This window comes from Vibrio sp. Isolate33 (assembly GCF_022397895.1).
Taxonomy (GTDB): domain Bacteria; phylum Pseudomonadota; class Gammaproteobacteria; order Enterobacterales; family Vibrionaceae; genus Vibrio; species Vibrio pomeroyi.
In genome coordinates this window covers 1-21,335 of record NZ_JAKEUP010000033.1, presented here as the reverse complement: position 1 = coordinate 21,335, position 21,335 = coordinate 1, and the positions used below count along the sequence as shown (strand labels likewise).

Here is a 21,335-nt window from a genome sequence, read left to right as displayed (position 1 = left end):
CAAATGGAAATGTTGGGTGTAAAAATAAATATACAGGTTGAGTTATGCAGAAAAGTGAATTAAGCAATGTCAATATCATCGACGAACAGGTACTGATTACTCCTGAGGAGTTAAAAGCAAAACTGCCTTTGAGTGATAATGCTCGTCGTTTCATTCAAGAGTCTCGTCAAACTATCGCAAACATTATTCATAAGAAAGATCATCGCATGCTTGTTGTATGTGGCCCATGTTCTATCCACGATATTGAAGCTGCGAAAGAGTACGCGAAACGCCTAAAAGCACTTTCTGAAGAACTGAGCGATCAACTGTATATTGTAATGCGTGTTTACTTTGAAAAGCCTCGTACTACTGTTGGTTGGAAAGGTTTGATTAATGACCCTCATCTAGATGGTACTTTCGATATTGAGCATGGTCTGCATGTTGGTCGAGAGCTATTGGTTGAGCTTGCTGAGATGGAAATTCCACTCGCAACAGAAGCACTAGACCCAATCAGCCCACAATACCTAGCAGACACCTTCAGCTGGGCAGCAATCGGCGCTCGTACGACTGAATCACAAACTCACCGTGAGATGGCAAGTGGTCTTTCAATGCCAATCGGCTTCAAAAACGGTACTGATGGCAACCTAGGTACTGCAATCAATGCGATGCAGGCAGCTTCTTCTAGCCACCGCTTCATGGGTATCAGCCGCGAAGGTCAAGTTGCACTGCTTACTACTCAAGGCAACCCAAATGGTCACGTTATTTTACGTGGCGGTAAGCAAACGAACTACGATTCAGTTTCTGTACACGAATGTGAACAAGAGCTTGGTAAATCAGGCTTAGAAGCGGCGCTGATGGTTGACTGTAGCCACGCAAACTCTCGCAAAGATTTCCTTCGCCAACCTCTAGTTGCAGAAGATGTGATTCACCAAATTCGTGAAGGCAACAAGTCGATCATCGGCCTTATGATTGAAAGCCATATTAACGAAGGAAACCAATCTTCGGATATACCTCTCAATGAGATGAAATACGGCGTATCTATTACCGACGCGTGTATCAATTGGGATTCAACTGAGGCACTATTGAAACATGCACATACGGAATTAGTCCCGTTCTTAGAGAACCGCTTGAAAGGTTAGTCAGAGTTTTAAATTTAAGTGCCTCATCTAATGGGGCATTTTAAGATCTGTTACTAGCGAAATCAGCGTTAGTACGGGCTTATAGATTAGTAAGGAATAAAATGGCCGTTGAACTGAACGAATTACGCGACCAAATCGATGCTGTCGATAAACAAATGCTGGATTTACTTGCTCAGCGATTGGCTCTAGTAGAGAAAGTCGGTGAAGTAAAAAGTGAACATGGTTTACCTATTTATGTGCCAGAGCGCGAAGCAGCAATGCTGGCATCTCGTCGTCAAGAAGCCGAGAAAATAGGGGTTCCACCACAGTTAATCGAAGATATTTTGCGTCGTACTATGCGTGAGTCTTATGCCAGTGAGAAAGATTCTGGTTTTAAGTGCCTTAACCCAGAGTTACGTTCAGTGGTTATCGTCGGTGGTAATGGTCAACTTGGCGGTCTGTTTGGACGTATGTTTAAGCTTTCTGGCTACGAAGTGAAAATCCTTGGCAGCCAAGATTGGGATAGAGCCGACGAAATCTTAGATAACGCAGGGCTTGTGGTTGTTACCGTTCCAATTCACCTAACAGAAGGTGTGATTGCAAAACTAGGTAACCTACCAAGCGATTGTATTCTTTGTGATCTAACATCGATTAAGTCGAAACCGCTGCAAGCTATGATGAACATGCACCAAGGCCCGGTGGTTGGTCTGCACCCAATGTTTGGCCCTGATGTACCAAGCCTGGCGAAACAAGTGATTGTTTACAGTGATGGTCGTGGTTCTGAAAGCTACCAATGGCTGCTGAATCAATTTGGTATTTGGGGCGCAAGCCTATGCCAGATGGATGCCGCTGAGCATGATCATGGTATGACCTTGATTCAAGCACTGCGCCACTTCACCTCATTTGCTTACGGTTTACACCTAAGTAAAGAGAATCCGAATATCGATCAGCTTCTGAAGTTAAGCTCGCCAATCTACCGACTTGAGATTGCGATGGTTGGTCGTCTGTTTGCTCAAGACCCGAACTTGTACGGAGACATCATTCTGTCTTCAGATGAGAATATTGAGATGATCCGACGCTTCCATAGCTGTTTCGGAGAAGCTCTAGAGATCTTAGACGGGAAAGATAAAGCCAAGTTTGTTGATAGCTTTAACCAAGTGAGCGATTGGTTTGGTGATTACTCACAGCAATTCTTGCAAGAGAGTCAAAGTCTATTAAAACAAGCACATGACTCGATTCACCGTGGCTAAGTACGGTTTGAAATCATAAAAAAGAGCGACCATTTGGTCGCTCTTTTTGTTTGTGCTGAACGCTATGAAAGCATTTAGCCTACAGTAGGCTAAATGCAATTAGATCATCGTAGGCCAAATCAACTGTTCCTAATAACCAACAGCTAAAAACTAGTTAGTCGCGATAGGCTTTTTAGTATCTTCACTTGATACTGTGTCGATGGTCGAACTGATGTAAGGCACGTTTGTTAGGTTGATCTGCAAACGAACCACATTATCAATCAGTTGAACCAGTGGTCCCCACTTAACCTTTTTCTCTTTTTCGAACACGTAGTTGAAGTTTTCTGGTGTCCAGTCCATCAAGTATTGAGGGTTCAACGAACGGCCAAGGAAGCGTACTTCATAGTGTAGGTGTGGCCCGGTTGAGTTACCTGAGTTACCACAGCTCGCAATCACATCGCCTTTACTTACGAACTGACCGCTGCGAACTTTGAATTTCTGTAGATGAGCGTAAGAACTCATGAAGCCAAACGAGTGGCGCATGGTAATAAAGTTGCCGAAGCCTTTATTACTCGGACGAACCGTTTCAATTACACCATCTGCAGGCGCTAAGATATCTTCGCCGCGCTTACAAGTCAGATCGATACCGGTATGGTTGTGGCGTTTACCTGTGATCGGATTGGTACGGCGACCATAAGAAGATGAGATACGTTGGTACGCCATTGGGCTGTCGTTTGGAATCAAACGGAACATGGTGGCTCTTACCGCTGAATCGACGGCCGCAGCATCAATGCGATCTTCTAGTGATACTTCATCAGTAAGTAGCTCTTCATCGGCAAGGCCAAGTACTGATTCCACATCAAATACACGCTTACCAAGCAGTTGTATCGTGCCTTCTTTCTCGGTCAGTGTTTGCGACAAAGAGTGGTTGGTTTCTACTTGTTCTGCGTAAAGAAACTCAGTTTGCTCTTTTTCAACAATCAGGGTTTCAATTAACTCTTGTGCGTCACCTGCTTGCATCGCGAGTTCTTGTTGATTCTCGAAGTGCATGTAGGCAGCGCCGCCAATCAGTAGTGGTACTGAAAAAATTGCAGTGGTGCACATGAGCACGGCTTTTCGGCCGAAGTAAAACGTCTGTTCCCCCTGACTAGAGGGAATAGTGATGGAAATTTTTTTAGACATGGTTCTGTATTAACTAAATGCTTCTAATAGACAAATGGGTTACGGATATATCACTCACTACCTAAGTCGGTAAGGTGTTCTATCTCTCTAAAAAGCAGTTCATCGTCACCAACGTTAAGCTCCACAAGGCGCTTAAGGTGGCTAATACTATCAATATCTAAATGCTCTATGCGTAAACGCATTGAGGTATTGATGGTTGAGACTATCGTTGCTTCTAACTGAATATTGATATCACTGTTTGTCAGCGTAAAGCTCACGTGAACAGGCATATCGTGGCTGAGTTGTTGCCATTCCTCACATTGAATGAGTAAACCATGGAGCGACAAATCTTGCACTGAGCCGGATACATTTACTTGTCCTTGTGAGATCTCAGTCGGGACTTGATAAATAACTCGTGAAAATTGACGTCTTTCAACCATAGGTAATATCTCTATATCAATAGGTAAATAGTAAGCCAGATATATCAAAGGCCGCTATTATCGCGGCCTTTGTTCAGAATACAAGCTAATTTACTTAGATATACGCTTGTACTTGATGCGGTGCGGTTCTGCCGCTTGAGCGCCCAGAGTCTGCTTCAGCCACTCAGTGTACTCAGTATAGTTACCTTCGTAGAAGTTAACTTGACCTTCATCACGGTAGTCTAAGATATGGGTCGCAATACGGTCTAGGAACCAACGGTCATGCGAGATAACCATTGCACAACCAGGGAACTCAAGCAGTGCTTCTTCAAGAGCACGTAGAGTTTCAACGTCAAGGTCATTGGTAGGTTCATCGAGTAGCAGTACGTTACCGCCTGCTTTTAGCAGTTTAGCTAAGTGAACACGGTTACGTTCACCACCTGAAAGCTCACCGATGATCTTCTGTTGGTCGTTGCCTTTAAAGTTGAAACGAGAGCAGTATGCACGCGCAGGGATTTCGAAGTTGTTGATCTTAATGATATCAGCGCCTTCAGAGATCTCTTGGAATACAGTCTTCGTGTCGTCCATGCTGTCACGGAACTGATCAACAGAAGCAAGCTTAACGGTTTCGCCTAGTTCAACTGTACCTGAATCTGGCTGTTCTGCTCCGCTTAGCATCTTGAATAGTGTTGATTTACCTGCACCGTTGGCGCCAACGATACCTACGATTGCACCTTTAGGCATGCTGAACGATAGGTCGTCGATAAGAACGCGATCACCAAACGATTTAGTTAGGTTGTTCACTTCAAGAACTTTATCACCTAGGCGCTCACCTGGCGGGATGAACAGTTCGTTGGTTTCGTTACGCTTCTGGTATTGGCCAGTAGTCAGTTCTTCAAAACGAGCCATACGAGCTTTAGACTTAGCTTGACGGCCTTTAGGGTTTTGACGAACCCACTCAAGCTCTTTCTCGATAGTCTTTTGACGTGCGCTTTCGCCCGCTTTTTCTTGCTTAAGACGCTCGTCTTTCTGTTCTAGCCAAGATGTGTAGTTACCTTCCCATGGGATACCTTCACCACGGTCAAGTTCTAGAATCCAGCCAGCTGCGTTGTCTAGGAAGTAACGGTCGTGGGTAATCGCCACAACAGTACCACTGTAATCAACGAGGAAGTGCTCAAGCCATGCTACTGATTCTGCATCCAAGTGGTTGGTTGGTTCATCAAGAAGCAGCATGTCTGGCTTTTCAAGAAGTAGACGACAGATAGCAACACGACGACGCTCACCACCTGATAGGAATTCAATTTTCGCATCCCATTCAGGAAGACGAAGTGCGTCAGCAGCACGCTCTAGAGCTGTTTCTAGGTTGTGACCGTCTTTTGCTTGAATCAGTGCTTCTAGTTCGCCTTGCTCTTTAGCAAGTGCATCGAAGTCTGCATCTGGTTCTGCGTAAGCTGCGTAAACTGCATCGATACGCTTAAGTGCGTCAGCAACGTCAGAAACCGCTTCTTCTACGATCTCACGAACTGTTTTTGATTCGTCTAGTACAGGTTCTTGCGGTAGGTAACCTACTTTAAGGCCTTGCTGTGCACGAGCTTCACCATCAATATCAGTATCAATACCAGCCATGATACGTAGTAGGGTAGATTTACCTGAACCATTTAGACCCAAAACACCGATTTTAGCGCCAGGAAAAAAGCTAAGAGAAATGTCTTTAAGAATTTGACGCTTAGGTGGAACAGTTTTGCTCACCCGAGACATGGTATATACGTATTCAGCCATTGCCGATCGATCCTAATTATTGTTCAAAATTGTCTGCTATTTTATACCAATATCCCTAAAGATGTTACTCCTAGGTCAGAAAAGCCATTCTTGAACTAATCCTTACCTATTATTGTTACATTGGTCATTAAAACTATATTTAATGAGCTTCTGAGGCGAAGTGTTAAATATTAATAATATTTACACTCAAACTCTTTACATTTGATGTGATGTCGGGCGTAAATAGACTTCACGTATTCATACACGCACTAAGGAAAGAGCGAATGTTTTTCCGCATTGGTAATACGAAAATTGCTGTGGCTGCATCAGCAATTTTGTCTTCATTTTCACTGGCTCCGATGGCTATGGCTAGCAACGCCTCCGAGCTTGAAATGCAGCGTGATGTTTATGATAGAGCGCAAGAGGTTTTAGACAACCGTGATCTAAAAGCCTACTCCGCGCTACGTAACAAAATTCAAACATACCCTTTAACACCTTACACCGATTATCGAGCTTTTCTGATTGGCTTAGGTGAGCGCACACCTGCTGAGGTCGATGATTTTATTGAAGAGAATAAGGCACTGCCATTTTCAAATCGAATGCGCGCACCTTATTTGGACTCATTGGCTGCTCAAAAGCAGTGGAAGACCATCCTTGAGTTTCAAACCAAAGAGCCTGTCGGTGAAAAATACCAATGTATTTATTATCGAGCGCATTACGAGCAAGGTAACAAAGAGCTCGCCTTTAAAGGGGCGAAACAGCTTTGGTTGAGCGGCAGTGGTGTTGATGATGCCTGTGACCCTTTGTTTAAGAGCTGGGATCAAGCCGGTTTAAGAACGGATGAACTCATTCTAGATAGAATGTTATTAGCGTTTGAAGGCCGTAACGGCAAGCTGATGAGCTATCTGATCAAGCAATTGGATCATGATGAGTCAATTGCTCAAGCTAAGCAGATGAAGGCGTTGTACAACAAGCCTGAAAACGTGCTCGCATTTGCTAAGAAACATCCTGCTAATGAATTCTATCAAGCTCAAACCGAGTTTGGTTTCGAGAAGCTAGCAAGGAAGTCATCAAGCAGCGCTCAAGAGGTGTTTGGTGATGTCATCAAGGCTCAGAAGTTTTCGAAAGAGAAATCTCAAGAACTTGCGGATTATCTAACGTTCCGTTTGATTAACACCGATTCTGAAGAGTTGATGGTGTGGCGAGACAAAATGCTCGCGAGCTCATCAAAGCAAGTGTTGCTTGAGCGACGTGCTCGTTTAGCGATTCAACATGCCGATTGGACTGGTCTACAACAGTGGATCGCGCGCTTGGATGATAAGCATCAAGCTTCGCTTCGCTGGCAATATTGGCAGGGCAGAGCAGAGATTGCGTTGGGTGATATCGCGGAAGGTAACAAACGACTGTCTGACATCATGGGTCAGCGTAATTTCTACAGTGTTGCCGCAGCGAAGCAATTAGGCAAGCCGGTTCAATACCCAACATCGACTCTCAAATACAATGCTGAAATGGTGAAGCCATTCGATACGTCTTTAGTTCGTATTGGTGAGCTGATTGACCGAGATAAAATTGCGGCTGCGAAGAGTGAGTGGCGCTGGTTATTAACTAATGCAGACAAAGACCAAAAGGCGATGCTTGCGGCTCACGCTGCGACACAGCGTTGGAATCACTTTACGGTGACGGCGAGTATCTCAGCGAAGATGTGGGATAACATTGCATTACGTTTCCCTGTTGCTCATAAGTGGTGGTTTAACTTCTACGCAGAAAAACACGATATCGACCCAATCACCTTGATGTCTTTAGCAAGGCAAGAGAGCGCGATGGATTCGGAAGCTCGTTCTCCTGTTGGCGCGCGTGGAATCATGCAAATTATGCCGAAGACGGCGCAATACACGGCTAACAAGCATCAGATTAAGTATAAGGGCAGCGATGATCTTTATGATGTCGGTAAGAACATAGAGATTGGTAGTCACTATCTCGATGGCTTGCTTTCTCAATACGACAACAACCGTATTTTTGCTTTTGCTGCATACAACGCAGGGCCAAGTCGTGTGAAGCAGTGGCGTTCACGCAGTGACGAAAAGCTTGATGCGTATGCCTTTATTGAAATGATTCCATTCAAAGAGACGCGTGGCTATGTTCAGAACATCTTGATGTTTGAGACTTACTATCGAGATATCTTAGGCGAGAAGGGCACGTTTTTAGCGCCTCATGAGGCAAAAACGAAATACTAAGGTCTCGGCGCTTTGTCCGAAACTTAGTAAATATTAAAGGCAGTGAGTGCGAACCATTTCCACTTACTGCCTTTTTACATTGGATTGCAGCAAGTGTTGCGGTATAAAGTGTTAAACGCTTTCAATCGTTAAGCGACTCTTTAAAGTCTGAATTTAAAAGTAAGTGTAGAGATATGGCATCACAACCTGAATATGATAATTGGCAACAACTAATGGATTTGGTAAAGACGGCTGTCGAAAAAGATCAGCACGAACTGTTGTTGACTATGATGATGACACCCGATGAGCGAGATGCTCTGGTTGCACGAATTAATATCTTTTGTGAGCTGATGAAAGGCGAGATGTCTCAAAGACAAGTAAGCCAAATGTTAGGAGTAGGTGTGGCGACAATTACTCGAGGCTCGAATGAGTTAAAGGCAAAATCGGAACAAGAGAAAGCCGTGATTGCGGATTTATTACTCAAATAGTCAAATAGTCACTAAGTTGTGAGAGTAAGAATTCGATAAAAAACGCTAACGGACTGTTAGCGTTTTTTGTTTCTGAGCATTTATTTCAGAACTTCTTTAGCTCTAGCTGAACACTAAATAGGAAAGTGCTCAGGGTTCACAAATGGGATCAGCCCTAAGATTAAAGCTTGGTGATACACCGAACTGCGAGACAGTTGGTTATGTGTCAGTAAGCCAATTGCACCGCCTTTCTGTTTGATATTATCGGTACCAAACACTTCATCCATTACATCTCCGAGCTCGTTTGCATGCTCTAGCTTTTCAAGTACGGCTGGTGGCAGCATCAGACTTGCTGAACGCGACTCGCCTCGTTGTCCGTTAGATTCAATCACCATCCATGCAAAGGTGACGTTTCTTTCTATTCCTGCTTCTAGACCAACATAAAAGTCAGCATTGGGCTGCGCTTGAGTAGCGTTATGCACGCGGTTTACCGCACCTTGATAGGTTTCATCATTGCTCATCGGTTGATCTGCTACGCCGCTTGGCACACTGACGCCAGTGAACTCAAAATCAGTATCTGGAAAAGCCGACTGAAACGCGCTTTTCACAGCGTTTATTTTTGCAGGGTTTAGCGAAGCAATGATGACGTTCTTCATGTATTAGATTCTTCTTGTTGTTGATTAAATCGAAGCTGATGCGCACGATACCATTCGTTGAGCTCTTGTAGTGGCATAGGTTTACCAAAGTAATAGCCTTGCAGCATGTCGCACTGGGCGTCTTGCAGCCATTTGTGCATCTCTTTCGTTTCGATGCCTTCAGCCGTAACGGCTTTGCCCTGTGCATGACACAGCTCTATCACGGGTTTAACTATGTTCTGATTGTCCGTCTCGATCAAGGTTTCTAAAAAGCCTTTATCCAATTTAATTTTCTGGGTTGGATATTCAACCAACTGGGTGATAGAGGTGTAACCCGAACCAAAATCATCAATTGCTAATCGGTAGCCCATTCGAGACAGTTCGTTGAGCAGCGGGAAGCCTTGTGAGTTTGAATAGAAAGTCTCGGTGATCTCAAAATCAATCAAACTTGGTGGAATGTTTTGAATCCCAGCATGTTGGTCAATAAATTCAGCGAGGTGCGTGGTTTCTATCCCAGCTGAAGACAAGTTGATTGATAGTTGAATGGAGTGATCAAATTGAGCCTGCAGTTGATGAAATGAGGCAAACGCATTCTTAATTACCCAGCGGTCGACAAGCTCAAATAAACCGGTTTGTTCGGCTATCGGAATAAACTCATTCGGCGGAACCAATCCAAGATGACTTGATTCCCAACGTAGTAGTACCTCTACGCCAATAACCTCACGGCCACTTGAGTCCATATAAGGCATGTAAACAAGCTTAAACTCTTCATCAAAGTTCTTCTCTCTTAACGCTTGCTCAATGCTTGCTTGACGTTGAATGGTTTTGTCTAAGTCTAACGAGTAATCCGCAAACTGGTTCTTACCAGCACGCTTTGCTTGATACATCGCAGTATCGGCATTCGATAATAGCTTTTCGATCGAGTACCCATCATTCGGGTAGGTCGCGATGCCAATGCTGACGGTGATTGGAAAGCTGCCAGATTCGGTAATAAACCCTTTTTGCAGCGGCTCTAATAGTTTTTCAGAGAAGTCATGTGCCACGTTACCCGAATGAGCGGGCGCATTTATATAAACAACAAATTCATCGCCAGACAAGCGTGCAGGCATGCAGTGAGCACGGTACTTATCTTGATAAAGAGCACAAATGTCCGTGATGCGCTGGGCGAAGGACACCAGTATTGAGTCACCGATCTGATGGCCATATTTGTCGTTCACAAATTTGAAGTTATCTAAGTCGAGATAAAGCACCCAGGTATAGGTATTTGAATTCGGTTTAGGCAGAGATTGCTCAACGAATGATTGGAATTGACGTCGGTTGGCAATCTTGGTCAGTTGATCGTTTTCTGCCAACACCTTTGTCTGTTGATAGGTGTTATCCAACTCTTGGTACATATCGTAAAAGCGTTGTGATAAACGGCCTAACTCATCATTCGTCCCCAAACGTTCAATGTTCTTTCTCTGTTTCTTTTCTACTTGCTGAAGTTGTCTATCCAAACGTGTGATTGGGCTTATCACACAACGAGACAGAAGAATCAGTAGCAAGGTAACCGAAACAAATGCAGATAAGGCAAAGGATAGGCTGAGTTCATTCCAGATAGATTTGAGTTTGTTGTCTAACAAGAACTGTGCGGGATCGAGTGTGGCGTAAAGCTCTGGTGTAAGCTTTACGGTTTGGGTTAATTCATGCCCTAAAGTGACTGGTGTTGGGGTAAAGAACAAACTGGTTTGGTAGTCGAACTCTATCTGTTTCCGCAGTGAATTAAATTTATCGAGTGAGACTGACACCACCACAAAAAATACATTGTTGAGTTGATAGCTTATGGGTGTTGAAACCGTTTTTTTATCAAGTACTTCATAGTGAACCAACATCCCTTCGCCTTGGGAGTTTTGTATGTAGTTGGTGCTCGAGGTAGCTAAGGTTTCTTGATATTGATGGTCGATGAATTCCAACACTTTGGGATCCATCTTTGCGAAAGGATCACTGCTATTTTCAGCGTAATAGCTGAGGGTTCGATCGCCATCGAGTAGGGCAAGCCCTGTAAAGCTGTCGTCGCCATCTTGCAGTAGTTGAATAGTCTCGTGGAGGTTATCAATCAGCTCAAGCTCACGGTTGGGATTATTATCAACCATAAAGTAGTTCTTAACCATGTCACTTTTGGTGAGGGTATAAGAGTAACTGTTTAGGAAAGATCGAGACTGACGAAAGTAACCAGCTAGCTTTTCCATGCTTAACTGCAGTGCATTGTCTTCACGTTTGATGAAGCTGCTTTTTTGCGTGGAGTAGATGATATAGCTAGAAGTCGCCGTACTGATCAGTATTACAGGGGCAATCAGAAGTAATATTTTCGTACTTAGCTTCATGGCTATTCACAACACTGTTTATAAATTTTAGCGCGTCAGTTTATGTTACTTGGCAGGAGCTCGCTATTATTTAGACGATGTTCGATGATTTCCTGTGAAGGGGGTAAGGTTTTGTCTTAATTGATAAAAAAGCCACTAGTGAGTTTTATTCTAGAAAGGTACAAACGATAGTGGTCGGTAGATATGTAGGGTCTGCAAAACAAAAAAGTTGTGCTTAAGGCGTGCTAGGTTAACTGTTTTTGAGTGAATAAAGCATTTGGCCTACTGTAGGCCAAATGCTCGTGAAGCTGAAATTCAGACTAGTTCAAAGCTATGACAACTTAACTTGAGTGGCTTTGATGTTCTCACTCGGGTAGCAGCCCAGAACCTTCAGGTGGCGAGTAATCGCTGTTAATTCAGTGATTGCTTGCTGCATATTATCTGAATCTAGGTGAGCTTCTAGATCGACATAAAACATCTCTTCCCAAGGGTTGCCCATGATAGGGCGAGACTCTAACTTAGTCATGTTGATGCCTAAGCGTTGCAGAATCAGTAGAGTCTCGACCAAAGAACCCGCCTCTTGAGAAGTTGACATGATCAGTGTCGTTTTCGCAGGGATCTGAGTCGATACTTCAACAGGCTTACGAGCGACCACGATGAAACGTGTGTGGTTTTCTGTCTGGTTTGCAATGTTGCCTTGAATTGGCTGAAGCCCGTAAAGCTTGCCGCTAGATGCATTACCAATTGCTGCAACATCATCACCGTCCAGCTCTTTAACCTTTTTCATTGCGTCGGCTGTGCTTGCGCAAGATTCAAGAGTCACACCCTTGAGGCGGCTTAAGAACTCACTGCACTGCTGATGTGGTTGTGGGTGCGAGTAAAGTGTTTTGATGTCTTCTAAACGGATATCACTTTTCGCCACTAGGCAGTGTTCGATTGGTTGAGAAAGCTCACCAACGATATACAGCGTTGTGTGTTGCAGTAGGTCGTAGACTTCGTTAATCGAACCTGAGCTGGTGTTCTCAATAGGCAGTACACCGTAGTCGGCATGGCCAGATTCTACAGTTGAGGCGACTTCCTTGAAGTGATTACAGTTTAGCTCAATCAATTCCATATTCTTGCGGCTGAAATATTCACGACTCGCAAGGTGAGAATAAGATCCCTTAGAACCTAAGAACGCAACGCGAGCCAATGGCTTGCGGCTTTGCGGATTCGCTAGGTTTTGTAAGTATGACTGTTGCAGTAAAACAGAATCTTCGATGATGGTGTGAAACAGCTTAGTAATGTACTGCGCATCAAGTTCGTATTTATCTTTGCCGTTGTTGATCAGCTTTACTAATAGTTGTTGTTCTCTTACTGCATCACGAACTGGCTTTGATGTTTCTACCTTGCTTTTCGCAACTTCGATACTTAGCTTGCGACGCTCTGAAAGTAGGTTCAGTAGTTCGTCGTCTAAGTCATTAAGACGAAGGCGGATATCATCCAGTGAAATTGAGCGGTCAGTCATAAATGTGTCCTTATAAAAAAGCCTCCCTAGTGTGGGAGGCTTCTTGTTCGTTTTTGACTTGTTTTTCTAAAACGACTTAGCCTCCGATTTACGGAAGAAAAAAGAAGTCAAAAATAAACAAAGATTGAGTGTGCATAAAAAGTGATTGTTTTATGAATGTTTAAACACAATAAGCAAGCGAGCTACGAGCGTCAAGCAAAAAAATAGCGCCCTGAGGCGCTATTTTTTAATCTGTTATCTTTCCTTATTCTACTTCAGCTTCTAGCTCTTCGATTTCAGGCTTTTCAGCGCGGCGCGCTTCTGGTTTATGACGCAGCTTGTTGAGTTGACGCTCTAGTTTTTGTTCTACTTCGTTGATGGCAACGTAGAGGTCGTCATGGATTGATGAAGCAACAAGTTGGCCTTTTGGTACTGTTAGTACCGCTTCAAATTTCTTCTTCTTGTTTGGTTCTTCACTAAAGCTCGCTTGGCAGCCAATGATGTCTACTTGCCATTTATCCAGCTTCTTAAATTTGCTTTCTATGTGATCACGGATTGCAGAGGTAATGTCGATGTTTTTACCAGTGATGTTCATTTTCATAGAAGTTTTCCTCTGTTGTATCCCTCATGGGTTAACTTCAGATTACGACTTTTAGGAATAAAGAATGTGATCTAGATCTTGTTTTGGTCGGGTGTCATGATCATTAAAATCAAATGTGATCTCACGCAAGTCTTGGTATCTTTTTGTCGAAAAATGCTTGTTATCCCTATGAAAAACGATAACTTGGAGGCAAGGCTTCGCTAAAAATTAAAACGGTTTTTAGGGGCGTCTTACAGCTTATTGAAAGTGCTTGATGAAAATTCACTCAATACGCTTTCGTGATTGAAGTCACACTCAAGACCTCTACGAATTTTATAAGCAAAAGCCGCATAAGTTTTCTTATGCGGCTTTTGTGTTTTTAGTCTGTTCTCAAGCGCTTGTTGTTCTGGCTAATAGTGCCAATAAGCGTTAATCGTTGGTTTGCAGTAGTCGCGCGGTCCCGTTTTCTCGAGTAGCATTAATCGCCGCTAGCTGTTTGTAGATAACAAAGTAACGGTTGATATTAGCAACGTAGGTCACAGGCTCTTTACTGACATATTTACGAGTGATGATTTCGACATTCTTGAACCAGATGTTGGGGTTATAGCCTTGTTTTTTGGCCAGTTGCCTCATCTTCCTGATTTTGGCTGGACCTGCATTGTAAGCGGCCAAGGTGAAGTAGATCTGGTTGTCGGGGGAAATCGCCACGTCACTAAAATAGCGGTCCTTGATAAAGCGCATGTACTTCACGCCCGCGTGGATATTGTTGTCTACTTTATGGATGTTCTTGATGTTGACGTTTTTATCTCTAGCTGTGCTAGGCAATACCTGCATCACACCAATGGCACCACGGTGAGAGACTTGGCTCTGATCAAGCCCTGACTCTTGAAAGCCCTGAGCCGACATCATTAAAGGATCAAACTCGTATTTGCTAGAGTACTTCTCAAAGACATCCGCCAGCTTAGCGACTCTGTCTACTTTGTTTGGGTTGAGAGCTCGCCCTAACCAACGGGTATTGTCGATGTACTTCTGGTAAATCACGTTCCCCAATAAGGTACCAGTACGAGCTTTCTTAACGTATTTATTGATCTCTGCTTTGAGGATTGGGCTGTCTTTTCTCAGAGCCCACGCAATACGGCCATTCTCACGTAACGGTAAGTCATTATGAACCTGAATGTTTTCCATTACATCGATCCACAGTTTAGCTTTATGGCTATCTAGAATTGTGCCTTGTATGTAGCCTTGGTTAACCAGCTCTATCAGCTCATAGTCTTGTAGTGATTCTTCGATAAAGTGGACATGCAGTGGCGGTAAACCTAATTCGTTGAGATCTTTATTCACCCTTTGCACACTCTCGAAGTAGCTAGAGCTCGCGCGTATCCATACTTCCTTACCGCTCAATTGCTTGATTTCAGTGATAGGCGCTGACTTCTTCCCGGTGATAATGAGTTCTTTACCATCTTTAATCATAGGATCTGAGAAATCGATGCTTTCTAATCGTTTATCGGTGATCGTCAGGTTAGCTACGGCGACATCACCATAACCAGACTGTAAAGAGGGAAGCAGATCATCTCGCTGTACAGGGATGATTTGAACATTGAGGTAAGGGTGTTTCTTGCGAAGGCTTTTTTCAAAATGGTAGAGCATTTCTGCCACGATACCTTTTGGCTTGCCATCTTCTATGTAGTAGAAGCCAAGATCAGCAGAAACCAACACTCTAACCGTTCCTTTGGTTTTGAGTACATCTAAGTCGCCCATGTATGGCTTATTGCTCAATGGGGATAGTTCTAATGCGTGGGAAAATTGGCTAAATAGCACGATCCCGATAAGTAATAACAACCTACTCACATCCACACTCCATGTTGATGTTTTGTTAACAGTTATTTATTGAAGATACCGTGTATTGTGCGATTCATCAAGTTTGCGAAATGCAGTTGAAAAAAAAGCGCGCTAGTTAATTAGCGCGCTTTTTAGATTGATATGTAAATGGTTGATTAAGGGAGTGGGTTTAACTCAATCAACTGTTCTGTTCTTGAAACTGCATCTTCTAGGCCAAGTTGTTTGTAGGCTTCGAGCTGTATTTTCAAAGATTTACGCGCTGCAATGGTGTCAGGGTAAGTCTTTTGCAGTTCCTGAGTTCTGTTTACTGCAGCAATCCAAGCTTCACGGCGTAAGTAGAAATCCGCTGTTGCTAAGTCGTATTCCGCTAGGCGGTTTTTTAGTGCGAACATGCGTTTTTGTGCATCTTCCGCGTATGGACTTGCAGGGAAACGCTCAAGTAGTCGCTTGAAGTCAGCAAAAGCAAGCTTCACTGGTTCTGGATCTCGGTCACTACGATCGATATTAAAAATATCGTGCATGAAGTTTCGATCTTGTGCCATGTGCGTTAGGCCGCGCATGTAAAGAACCCAGTCCTGTTTCTCGTGAGTTGGGTTTAAACGCAGGAATCGTGAAATGGTCGCAAGGCCAAGTGCCAAGTCATCATTTTTGTAGTAAGCGTAAATCAGATCGAGCTGTACTTGCTCAGAATAGGCGCCGAATGGGTAACGAGAGTCTAGGGCTTCTAGCTTTTCGATTGCAGAAAGCCAGCTACCGCTCTGCAGTGATTCTTGAGCGTCAGAGTAGAGAACCGATGGTGGTACATCTGGCACTATCTCTTCACTACTTGAACAACCAACCAAGAGTGATACGGCTAATAGACCCGATAAAGTAAGGTGTTTCATGTCAGGCGTCGATTCCTTGAATTAAATATTTCGTAAGCTTCCGTTACTTTCTAACCAGTAACAGATACAATGATGCAATTATTCTATTTTATCCATACTAATGGGTATTAGTCTCACGGTTTTTAAAAAAGTTCGATATGGCTCAGCAGATCACATTAACAGACACAGTAAAAAGCAGCCAGTTAGGTCAACGTTTAGACCAAGCTGTCGCTGAACTATTTACCGATTTTTCTCGCTCTCGCATTAAAGAGTGGCTTCTTGACGGCAAAATCCAAGTGGATGGCGAAGTTATCACTAAGCCGCGCGTTAAGGTTATGGGCGGTGAAGAGATCATCCTGCAAGCTGAACTTGCAGATGAAGAGCGCTGGGAAGCACAAGACATTCCTCTAGACATTGTCTACGAAGATGACGACTTATTGGTTATCAACAAGCCTCGCGACTTTGTTGTTCACCCTGGAGCAGGTACGCCGGATGGAACCGTGCTAAACGCGTTACTGCACCACTACCCACAAATTGCTGAAGTACCTCGTGCAGGTATTGTGCACCGTCTTGATAAAGATACAACCGGTCTTATGGTTGTGGCTAAAACGGTTCCAGCTCAAACTCGTCTTGTACGTGCATTGGCTAAGCGTCGCATCACTCGTGAATACGAAGCGATTGCTATCGGTAAAATGACTGCTGGTGGTGTGGTAGAAAAAGGCATTAGCCGTCACGCAACTAAGCGTACATTAATGGCGGTTAATGAAGTAGGTAAACCTGCGGTAACTCACTACCGTGTTGCTGAGCACTTCCGCGAACATACGCGTATTCGTCTGCGTCTAGAAACGGGTCGTACTCACCAAATCCGTGTTCACATGTCATACCTTCAGCACCCGCTGCTAGGCGATGTGGCATACGGTGGTCGTGCACGCATTCCAAAAGGTGCATCTGAAGAATTAACGACAATGATTCGTTCTTTTGACCGTCAGGCACTGCACGCAGTTATGCTTAAATTTGTTCACCCAATTACAGGTGAAGAAGTTGAGTTCCACGCTCCAGTACCAAATGACATGGTTGTGATGGCAGAAGCGTTACGTGTTGATGCTCGCGAAAACCTAGAAGACGACATTTAATCATGTCAATGATCACCCCTAACTGGAATGCGCCTAAGAACGTGAAGGCATTTGCTTCGACACGTTTCGAGGGCTTTTCAACGGGAGCGTACCAAGGGTTAAACCTAGGTACGCATGTTGGGGATGATGCTTCGCTTGTTGAAAATAACCGAGCATGGCTGAAGCAACAAGCGAACATGCCTGCTTCACCAGTCTGGTTAAATCAAACTCACTCAACGGATGTTGTTACGGTTTTAGAGCCAACTACGGATATTCTCGATGCTGATGGTGCATTTACCACGACCACGGGTGTTGTCTGTTCTGCAATGACGGCAGATTGCTTGCCAGTCATTCTTACTGATACCAAAGGCACTCAAGTCGCTGCTGTTCATGCAGGTTGGCGTGGTCTTGCTGGTGGTATTCTTGAAAATGCAGTCGCAAAGTTTTCAAACCTCGATTCAGATAACCAAATTATGGCTTGGCTTGGTCCTGCTATTGGTAAAGATGCGTTTGAGGTTGGTGATGATGTGTTCGAAGCCTTTGTTAATTTTGACCCTCAAGCTCAATTAGCATTTCAAGCCAAAGCTGAACCAGGAAAATGGCTAGCGAACATGTCTCAACTTGCAACACAAAGACTCGCGAAAGTGGGCGTGTCACAAGTGACTGACTCGAACCTATGTACATTTGCAGATTCAGACACTTTCTATTCTTATCGCCGCGATGGTATCACTGGGCGTCAGGCTACTTTTATTTGGCTAGAGTAACCTCTAACTAGTGCAACTACTCATCCAGCTCATTTATATTTTTAGATAAGCTCTATTCTTCATTCTTATCCCTTGAAAATCTGCGTTACCGTATCCATCTTCTAACCATAAGATAAACATATCTAAGAGTAGGAAGGTTGGCATGCGTCTCGATCGATTCACTAGTAAATTCCAAATTGCGATATCTGATGCTCAGTCGCTCGCATTAGGTCGTGATCACCAATATATAGAACCTGTACACCTAATGGTGTCTTTGCTTAATCAAGATGGCAGTGCAATTCGCCCATTGCTGACCATGTTGAATATTGATGTGGTTCAATTGCGTTCAAAGCTAAGCGAAATATTAGACCGTGTACCAAAAGTAAGTGGTATCGGTGGTGATGTTCAGCTGTCGAATGCAATGGGCACGTTATTCAACCTATGTGACAAAGTCGCGCAAAAGCGTCAAGACAGTTACATTTCTTCAGAAGTCTTCCTACTTGCTGCTATTGAAGACAAAGGTCCTTTAGGTAACTTACTTAAAGAGCTTGGTCTTACTGAACAAAAATTATCTCAAGCTATTGAGCAAGTTCGCGGTGGCCAAAAGGTTGATGATCCAAATGCTGAAGATAGACGCCAAGCATTAGAGAAGTTCACCATTGATCTGACTGAAAGGGCAGAGCAAGGCAAACTCGATCCTGTGATTGGTCGTGATGATGAAATTCGTCGCACTATCCAAGTACTTCAGCGTCGTACCAAGAACAACCCTGTCATTATTGGCGAACCTGGTGTTGGTAAAACCGCGATTGTTGAAGGTTTGGCTCAGCGCATTATCAATAATGAAGTACCAGAAGGTTTAAGAGGCCGACGTGTACTTTCATTGGATATGGGCTCTTTAGTTGCGGGTGCTAAATATCGTGGTGAATTTGAAGAACGCTTGAAATCGGTTCTCAATGAATTGTCTAAAGAAGAAGGCAACATCATTCTCTTTATCGATGAAATTCACACCATGGTCGGTGCCGGTAAAGGTGAAGGCTCTATGGATGCGGGTAATATGCTAAAACCAGCATTGGCTCGTGGTGAATTACATTGTGTAGGCGCAACGACTCTCGATGAATATCGCCAATATATAGAGAAAGACCCGGCATTAGAGCGTCGATTCCAGAAGGTATTGGTCGATGAGCCAACGGTTGAAGACACGGTAGCCATTCTTCGCGGCCTGAAAGAGCGCTATGAACTTCACCACCATGTTGAAATTACTGACCCTGCAATTGTGGCAGCGGCAACGTTATCTCATCGATACGTTTCTGATCGTCAATTACCGGATAAGGCGATTGACCTGATTGATGAAGCGGCATCGAGTATCCGCATGCAGATCGATTCAAAACCGGAATCTCTGGATAAGCTTGAACGCAAGATCATTCAATTGAAGATCGAGCAGCAAGCTCTGACTAACGAAAATGACGAAGCTAGTGAAAAACGTCTTCGTACATTACAAACTGAGCTTTCAGATAAAGAAAGGGATTTTGCAGAGCTCGAAGAAGTTTGGAATGCAGAGAAAGCTGCATTGTCTGGCACGCAACATATCAAGTCAGAGTTAGAACAAGCTCGTATGGATATGGATTTTGCAAGACGTGCTGGTGATCTTAACCGAATGTCTGAATTGCAATACGGCCGAATCCCTGAATTAGAGAAGCAGTTAGATCTAGCGACTCAAGCTGAAATGCAAGAAATGACCTTATTACGTAATAAGGTTACCGACGCAGAAATTGCAGACGTGCTATCTAAGCAAACCGGCATCCCAGTTTCTAAAATGTTAGAAGCGGAGAAAGAGAAGCTTCTTAAAATGGAAGGTGTTCTTCATAAACGTGTCATCGGTCAAGCAGAAGCGGTGGAAGTGGTTTCGAATGCGATTCGTCGTAGCCGTGCAGGTTTGTCTGATCCGAATAAGCCTATTGGTTCCTTCCTATTCCTCGGTCCCACTGGAGTCGGTAAAACCGAACTGTGTAAAACACTCGCTAACTTTATGTTTGATAGTGATGATGCGATGGTTCGTATTGACATGTCTGAATTCATGGAGAAGCATTCAGTAGCTCGTTTAGTTGGTGCGCCTCCAGGTTATGTCGGGTATGAAGAAGGTGGTTACTTAACAGAGGCTGTACGTCGCAAACCTTATTCAGTGATTTTGTTGGATGAAGTAGAGAAAGCGCATCCGGATGTTTTCAATATTTTATTACAGGTTCTTGATGACGGTCGCTTAACCGATGGGCAAGGTCGCACGGTCGACTTTAGAAATACGGTAGTGATCATGACATCTAACCTTGGTTCTTCAAGAATCCAAGAGAATTTCAACACACTCGACTATCAAGGAATAAAGAATGAGGTGATGGAAGTTGTAGGTAAGCATTTCCGTCCTGAGTTTTTAAACCGTGTTGATGAGAGTGTTGTGTTCCACCCACTAGGCCAAGAACACATTCAATCTATAGCTTCTATCCAGCTTGAGCATCTTAAAAAGCGTATGGAAGATAACGGTTATGAACTTGAAGTGTCGGAAAAAGCGCTTAAGCTGATTTCTCAAGTTGGCTTCGACCCGGTATATGGTGCACGACCGTTGAAAAGAGCGATTCAACAGAGTGTTGAGAACCCGCTAGCGAAAGCGATACTGGCTGGAAAAATAAACCCAGAGAAAAAAGTACAACTATTAGTAAATAACGACAGAATTATTGCTCACCAATAGTTAAAGCACGAACGGTAGGTACGATTAGCTAAAATTAAGGCGTAATCGTACCTATTTTGAACGCTTTGTGTGAATAATGTTCGAACGGTCGCCAGTGGCGGCTTTTTTTCGTTTTTGGCCTTGTGCAAAGGATTATTCTCTCTATAATGCGCCTCCGTTGCCAAGGATAACCAAGCGGTTTGAACTGAGTAACAAGACGGAACTAAGCATTTAAGATGCTTTGAAAAATTAGCTGGAAAAAGTGTTTGACACTGGAACCCAATTCGCTAGAATGGCCGTCCACTTCGAGAGGCTCCTTCGTTAAAAGGAACACTCAACAAGTAAAGCTCTTTAACAATTTAAACCTATCAATCTGTGTGGGCACTCGTTGATGAATATCAAAACGTTTTATCGTTAGATAAAACAGATTCTTCGGAATCAAAATTGATTTCAATGAACTGAGTGACCAATACAAATAACYTCGGTTATTTGGCACAGTCAATTCATTACCATTCTGTTGGAATGGTAATAGCTTTAGAATTACATGTTTCTGTTCTTTTTCGAAAGAGCGGTAAATATTAGTTTTGAAGTCAGTATTCGTTGAGTCACAAAATCTTAAATTGAAGAGTTTGATCATGGCTCAGATTGAACGCTGGCGGCAGGCCTAACACATGC

At 43.7% G+C, this 21,335-nt stretch carries 15 protein-coding genes, 1 pseudogene and 1 other annotated feature; of the genes and pseudogenes, 7 read left to right on the top strand and 9 right to left on the bottom strand.

The window, feature by feature from the left end; all coding sequences use genetic code 11:
* Positions 1-44 precede the first annotated feature (44 nt).
* Together L1D37_RS23625 and tyrA are read left to right on the top strand one after the other, a co-directional pair.
* The gene (locus L1D37_RS23625; protein ID WP_239849321.1) at positions 45-1,118 is read left to right on the top strand and encodes a 3-deoxy-7-phosphoheptulonate synthase; all 1,074 of its coding nucleotides are present in this window, start codon (positions 45-47) and stop codon (positions 1,116-1,118) included.
* Between the two features lie 101 nt (positions 1,119-1,219).
* Positions 1,220-2,347, top strand: coding sequence for a bifunctional chorismate mutase/prephenate dehydrogenase (tyrA, locus tag L1D37_RS23620; protein WP_215404491.1), 1,128 nt, complete (start codon positions 1,220-1,222; stop codon positions 2,345-2,347).
* Positions 2,348-2,497: 150 nt separating this feature from the next.
* Here tyrA and L1D37_RS23615 read toward each other — a convergent pair whose 3' ends face one another.
* From L1D37_RS23615 to ettA, 3 genes are all read right to left on the bottom strand, one after another.
* Positions 2,498-3,508 carry a M23 family metallopeptidase gene (locus L1D37_RS23615; protein WP_176682024.1) on the bottom strand — a complete coding sequence of 337 codons (1,011 nt, stop codon included), beginning with the start codon at positions 3,506-3,508 and terminating at the stop codon, positions 2,498-2,500.
* Between the two features lie 50 nt (positions 3,509-3,558).
* Positions 3,559-3,927 (bottom strand): PilZ domain-containing protein, encoded by a 369-nt coding sequence (locus L1D37_RS23610; RefSeq protein WP_239849320.1) that lies wholly within the window; start codon positions 3,925-3,927, stop codon positions 3,559-3,561.
* Positions 3,928-4,017: 90 nt separating this feature from the next.
* Positions 4,018-5,685, bottom strand: a complete 1,668-nt coding sequence (ettA, locus tag L1D37_RS23605) for an energy-dependent translational throttle protein EttA (protein WP_017629779.1) — start codon at positions 5,683-5,685, stop codon at positions 4,018-4,020.
* Positions 5,686-5,948: 263 nt separating this feature from the next.
* Between ettA and sltY the strand changes: the two genes are divergently transcribed.
* Together sltY and trpR are read left to right on the top strand one after the other, a co-directional pair.
* The gene (sltY, locus tag L1D37_RS23600) at positions 5,949-7,898 is read left to right on the top strand and encodes a murein transglycosylase (protein ID WP_239849319.1); all 1,950 of its coding nucleotides are present in this window, start codon (positions 5,949-5,951) and stop codon (positions 7,896-7,898) included.
* A 173-nt stretch (positions 7,899-8,071) separates the two neighbouring features.
* Positions 8,072-8,365 (top strand): trp operon repressor, encoded by a 294-nt coding sequence (gene trpR / locus L1D37_RS23595; RefSeq protein WP_004739494.1) that lies wholly within the window; start codon positions 8,072-8,074, stop codon positions 8,363-8,365.
* Between the two features lie 113 nt (positions 8,366-8,478).
* Here the strand turns inward: trpR and yjjX are convergent, their stop codons facing one another.
* From yjjX to L1D37_RS23565, 6 genes and pseudogenes are all read right to left on the bottom strand, one after another.
* Positions 8,479-9,000, bottom strand: coding sequence for an inosine/xanthosine triphosphatase (gene yjjX / locus L1D37_RS23590; RefSeq protein ID WP_239849318.1), 522 nt, complete (start codon positions 8,998-9,000; stop codon positions 8,479-8,481).
* Positions 8,915-11,342: pseudogene (locus L1D37_RS23585) on the bottom strand (EAL domain-containing protein). The gene yjjX and the pseudogene L1D37_RS23585 overlap by 86 nt, the downstream one beginning before the upstream one ends.
* A 310-nt stretch (positions 11,343-11,652) precedes the next feature.
* Complete coding sequence (gene pheA / locus L1D37_RS23580) at positions 11,653-12,828, bottom strand: prephenate dehydratase (RefSeq protein WP_176682029.1); 1,176 nt, start codon at positions 12,826-12,828, stop codon at positions 11,653-11,655.
* 12 nt (positions 12,829-12,840) lie between these two features.
* Positions 12,841-12,962 (bottom strand) — a sequence feature (Phe leader region).
* A gap of 110 nt (positions 12,963-13,072) precedes the next feature.
* Entirely contained in the window at positions 13,073-13,408 is a 336-nt protein-coding gene (gene raiA, locus L1D37_RS23575) for a ribosome-associated translation inhibitor RaiA (protein ID WP_004735034.1), read from the bottom strand.
* A 408-nt stretch (positions 13,409-13,816) separates the two neighbouring features.
* Positions 13,817-15,241 carry a lytic transglycosylase F gene (locus L1D37_RS23570; RefSeq protein WP_345779461.1) on the bottom strand — a complete coding sequence of 475 codons (1,425 nt, stop codon included), beginning with the start codon at positions 15,239-15,241 and terminating at the stop codon, positions 13,817-13,819.
* A gap of 140 nt (positions 15,242-15,381) precedes the next feature.
* Positions 15,382-16,110 (bottom strand): outer membrane protein assembly factor BamD, encoded by a 729-nt coding sequence (locus L1D37_RS23565; RefSeq protein WP_239849317.1) that lies wholly within the window; start codon positions 16,108-16,110, stop codon positions 15,382-15,384.
* A gap of 137 nt (positions 16,111-16,247) precedes the next feature.
* Here L1D37_RS23565 and rluD point away from each other — a divergent pair, with 137 nt between their 5' ends.
* The 3 genes from rluD to clpB all read left to right on the top strand — a co-directional run bounded on the left by rluD (position 16,248) and on the right by clpB (position 20,681).
* Entirely contained in the window at positions 16,248-17,222 is a 975-nt protein-coding gene (gene rluD, locus L1D37_RS23560; protein WP_017629774.1) for a 23S rRNA pseudouridine(1911/1915/1917) synthase RluD, read from the top strand.
* Between the two features lie 2 nt (positions 17,223-17,224).
* Positions 17,225-17,965 (top strand): peptidoglycan editing factor PgeF, encoded by a 741-nt coding sequence (pgeF, locus tag L1D37_RS23555; protein ID WP_239849316.1) that lies wholly within the window; start codon positions 17,225-17,227, stop codon positions 17,963-17,965.
* 142 nt (positions 17,966-18,107) lie between these two features.
* Entirely contained in the window at positions 18,108-20,681 is a 2,574-nt protein-coding gene (clpB, locus tag L1D37_RS23550; protein ID WP_239849315.1) for an ATP-dependent chaperone ClpB, read from the top strand.
* The last annotated feature ends 654 nt before the right edge of the window (positions 20,682-21,335 follow it).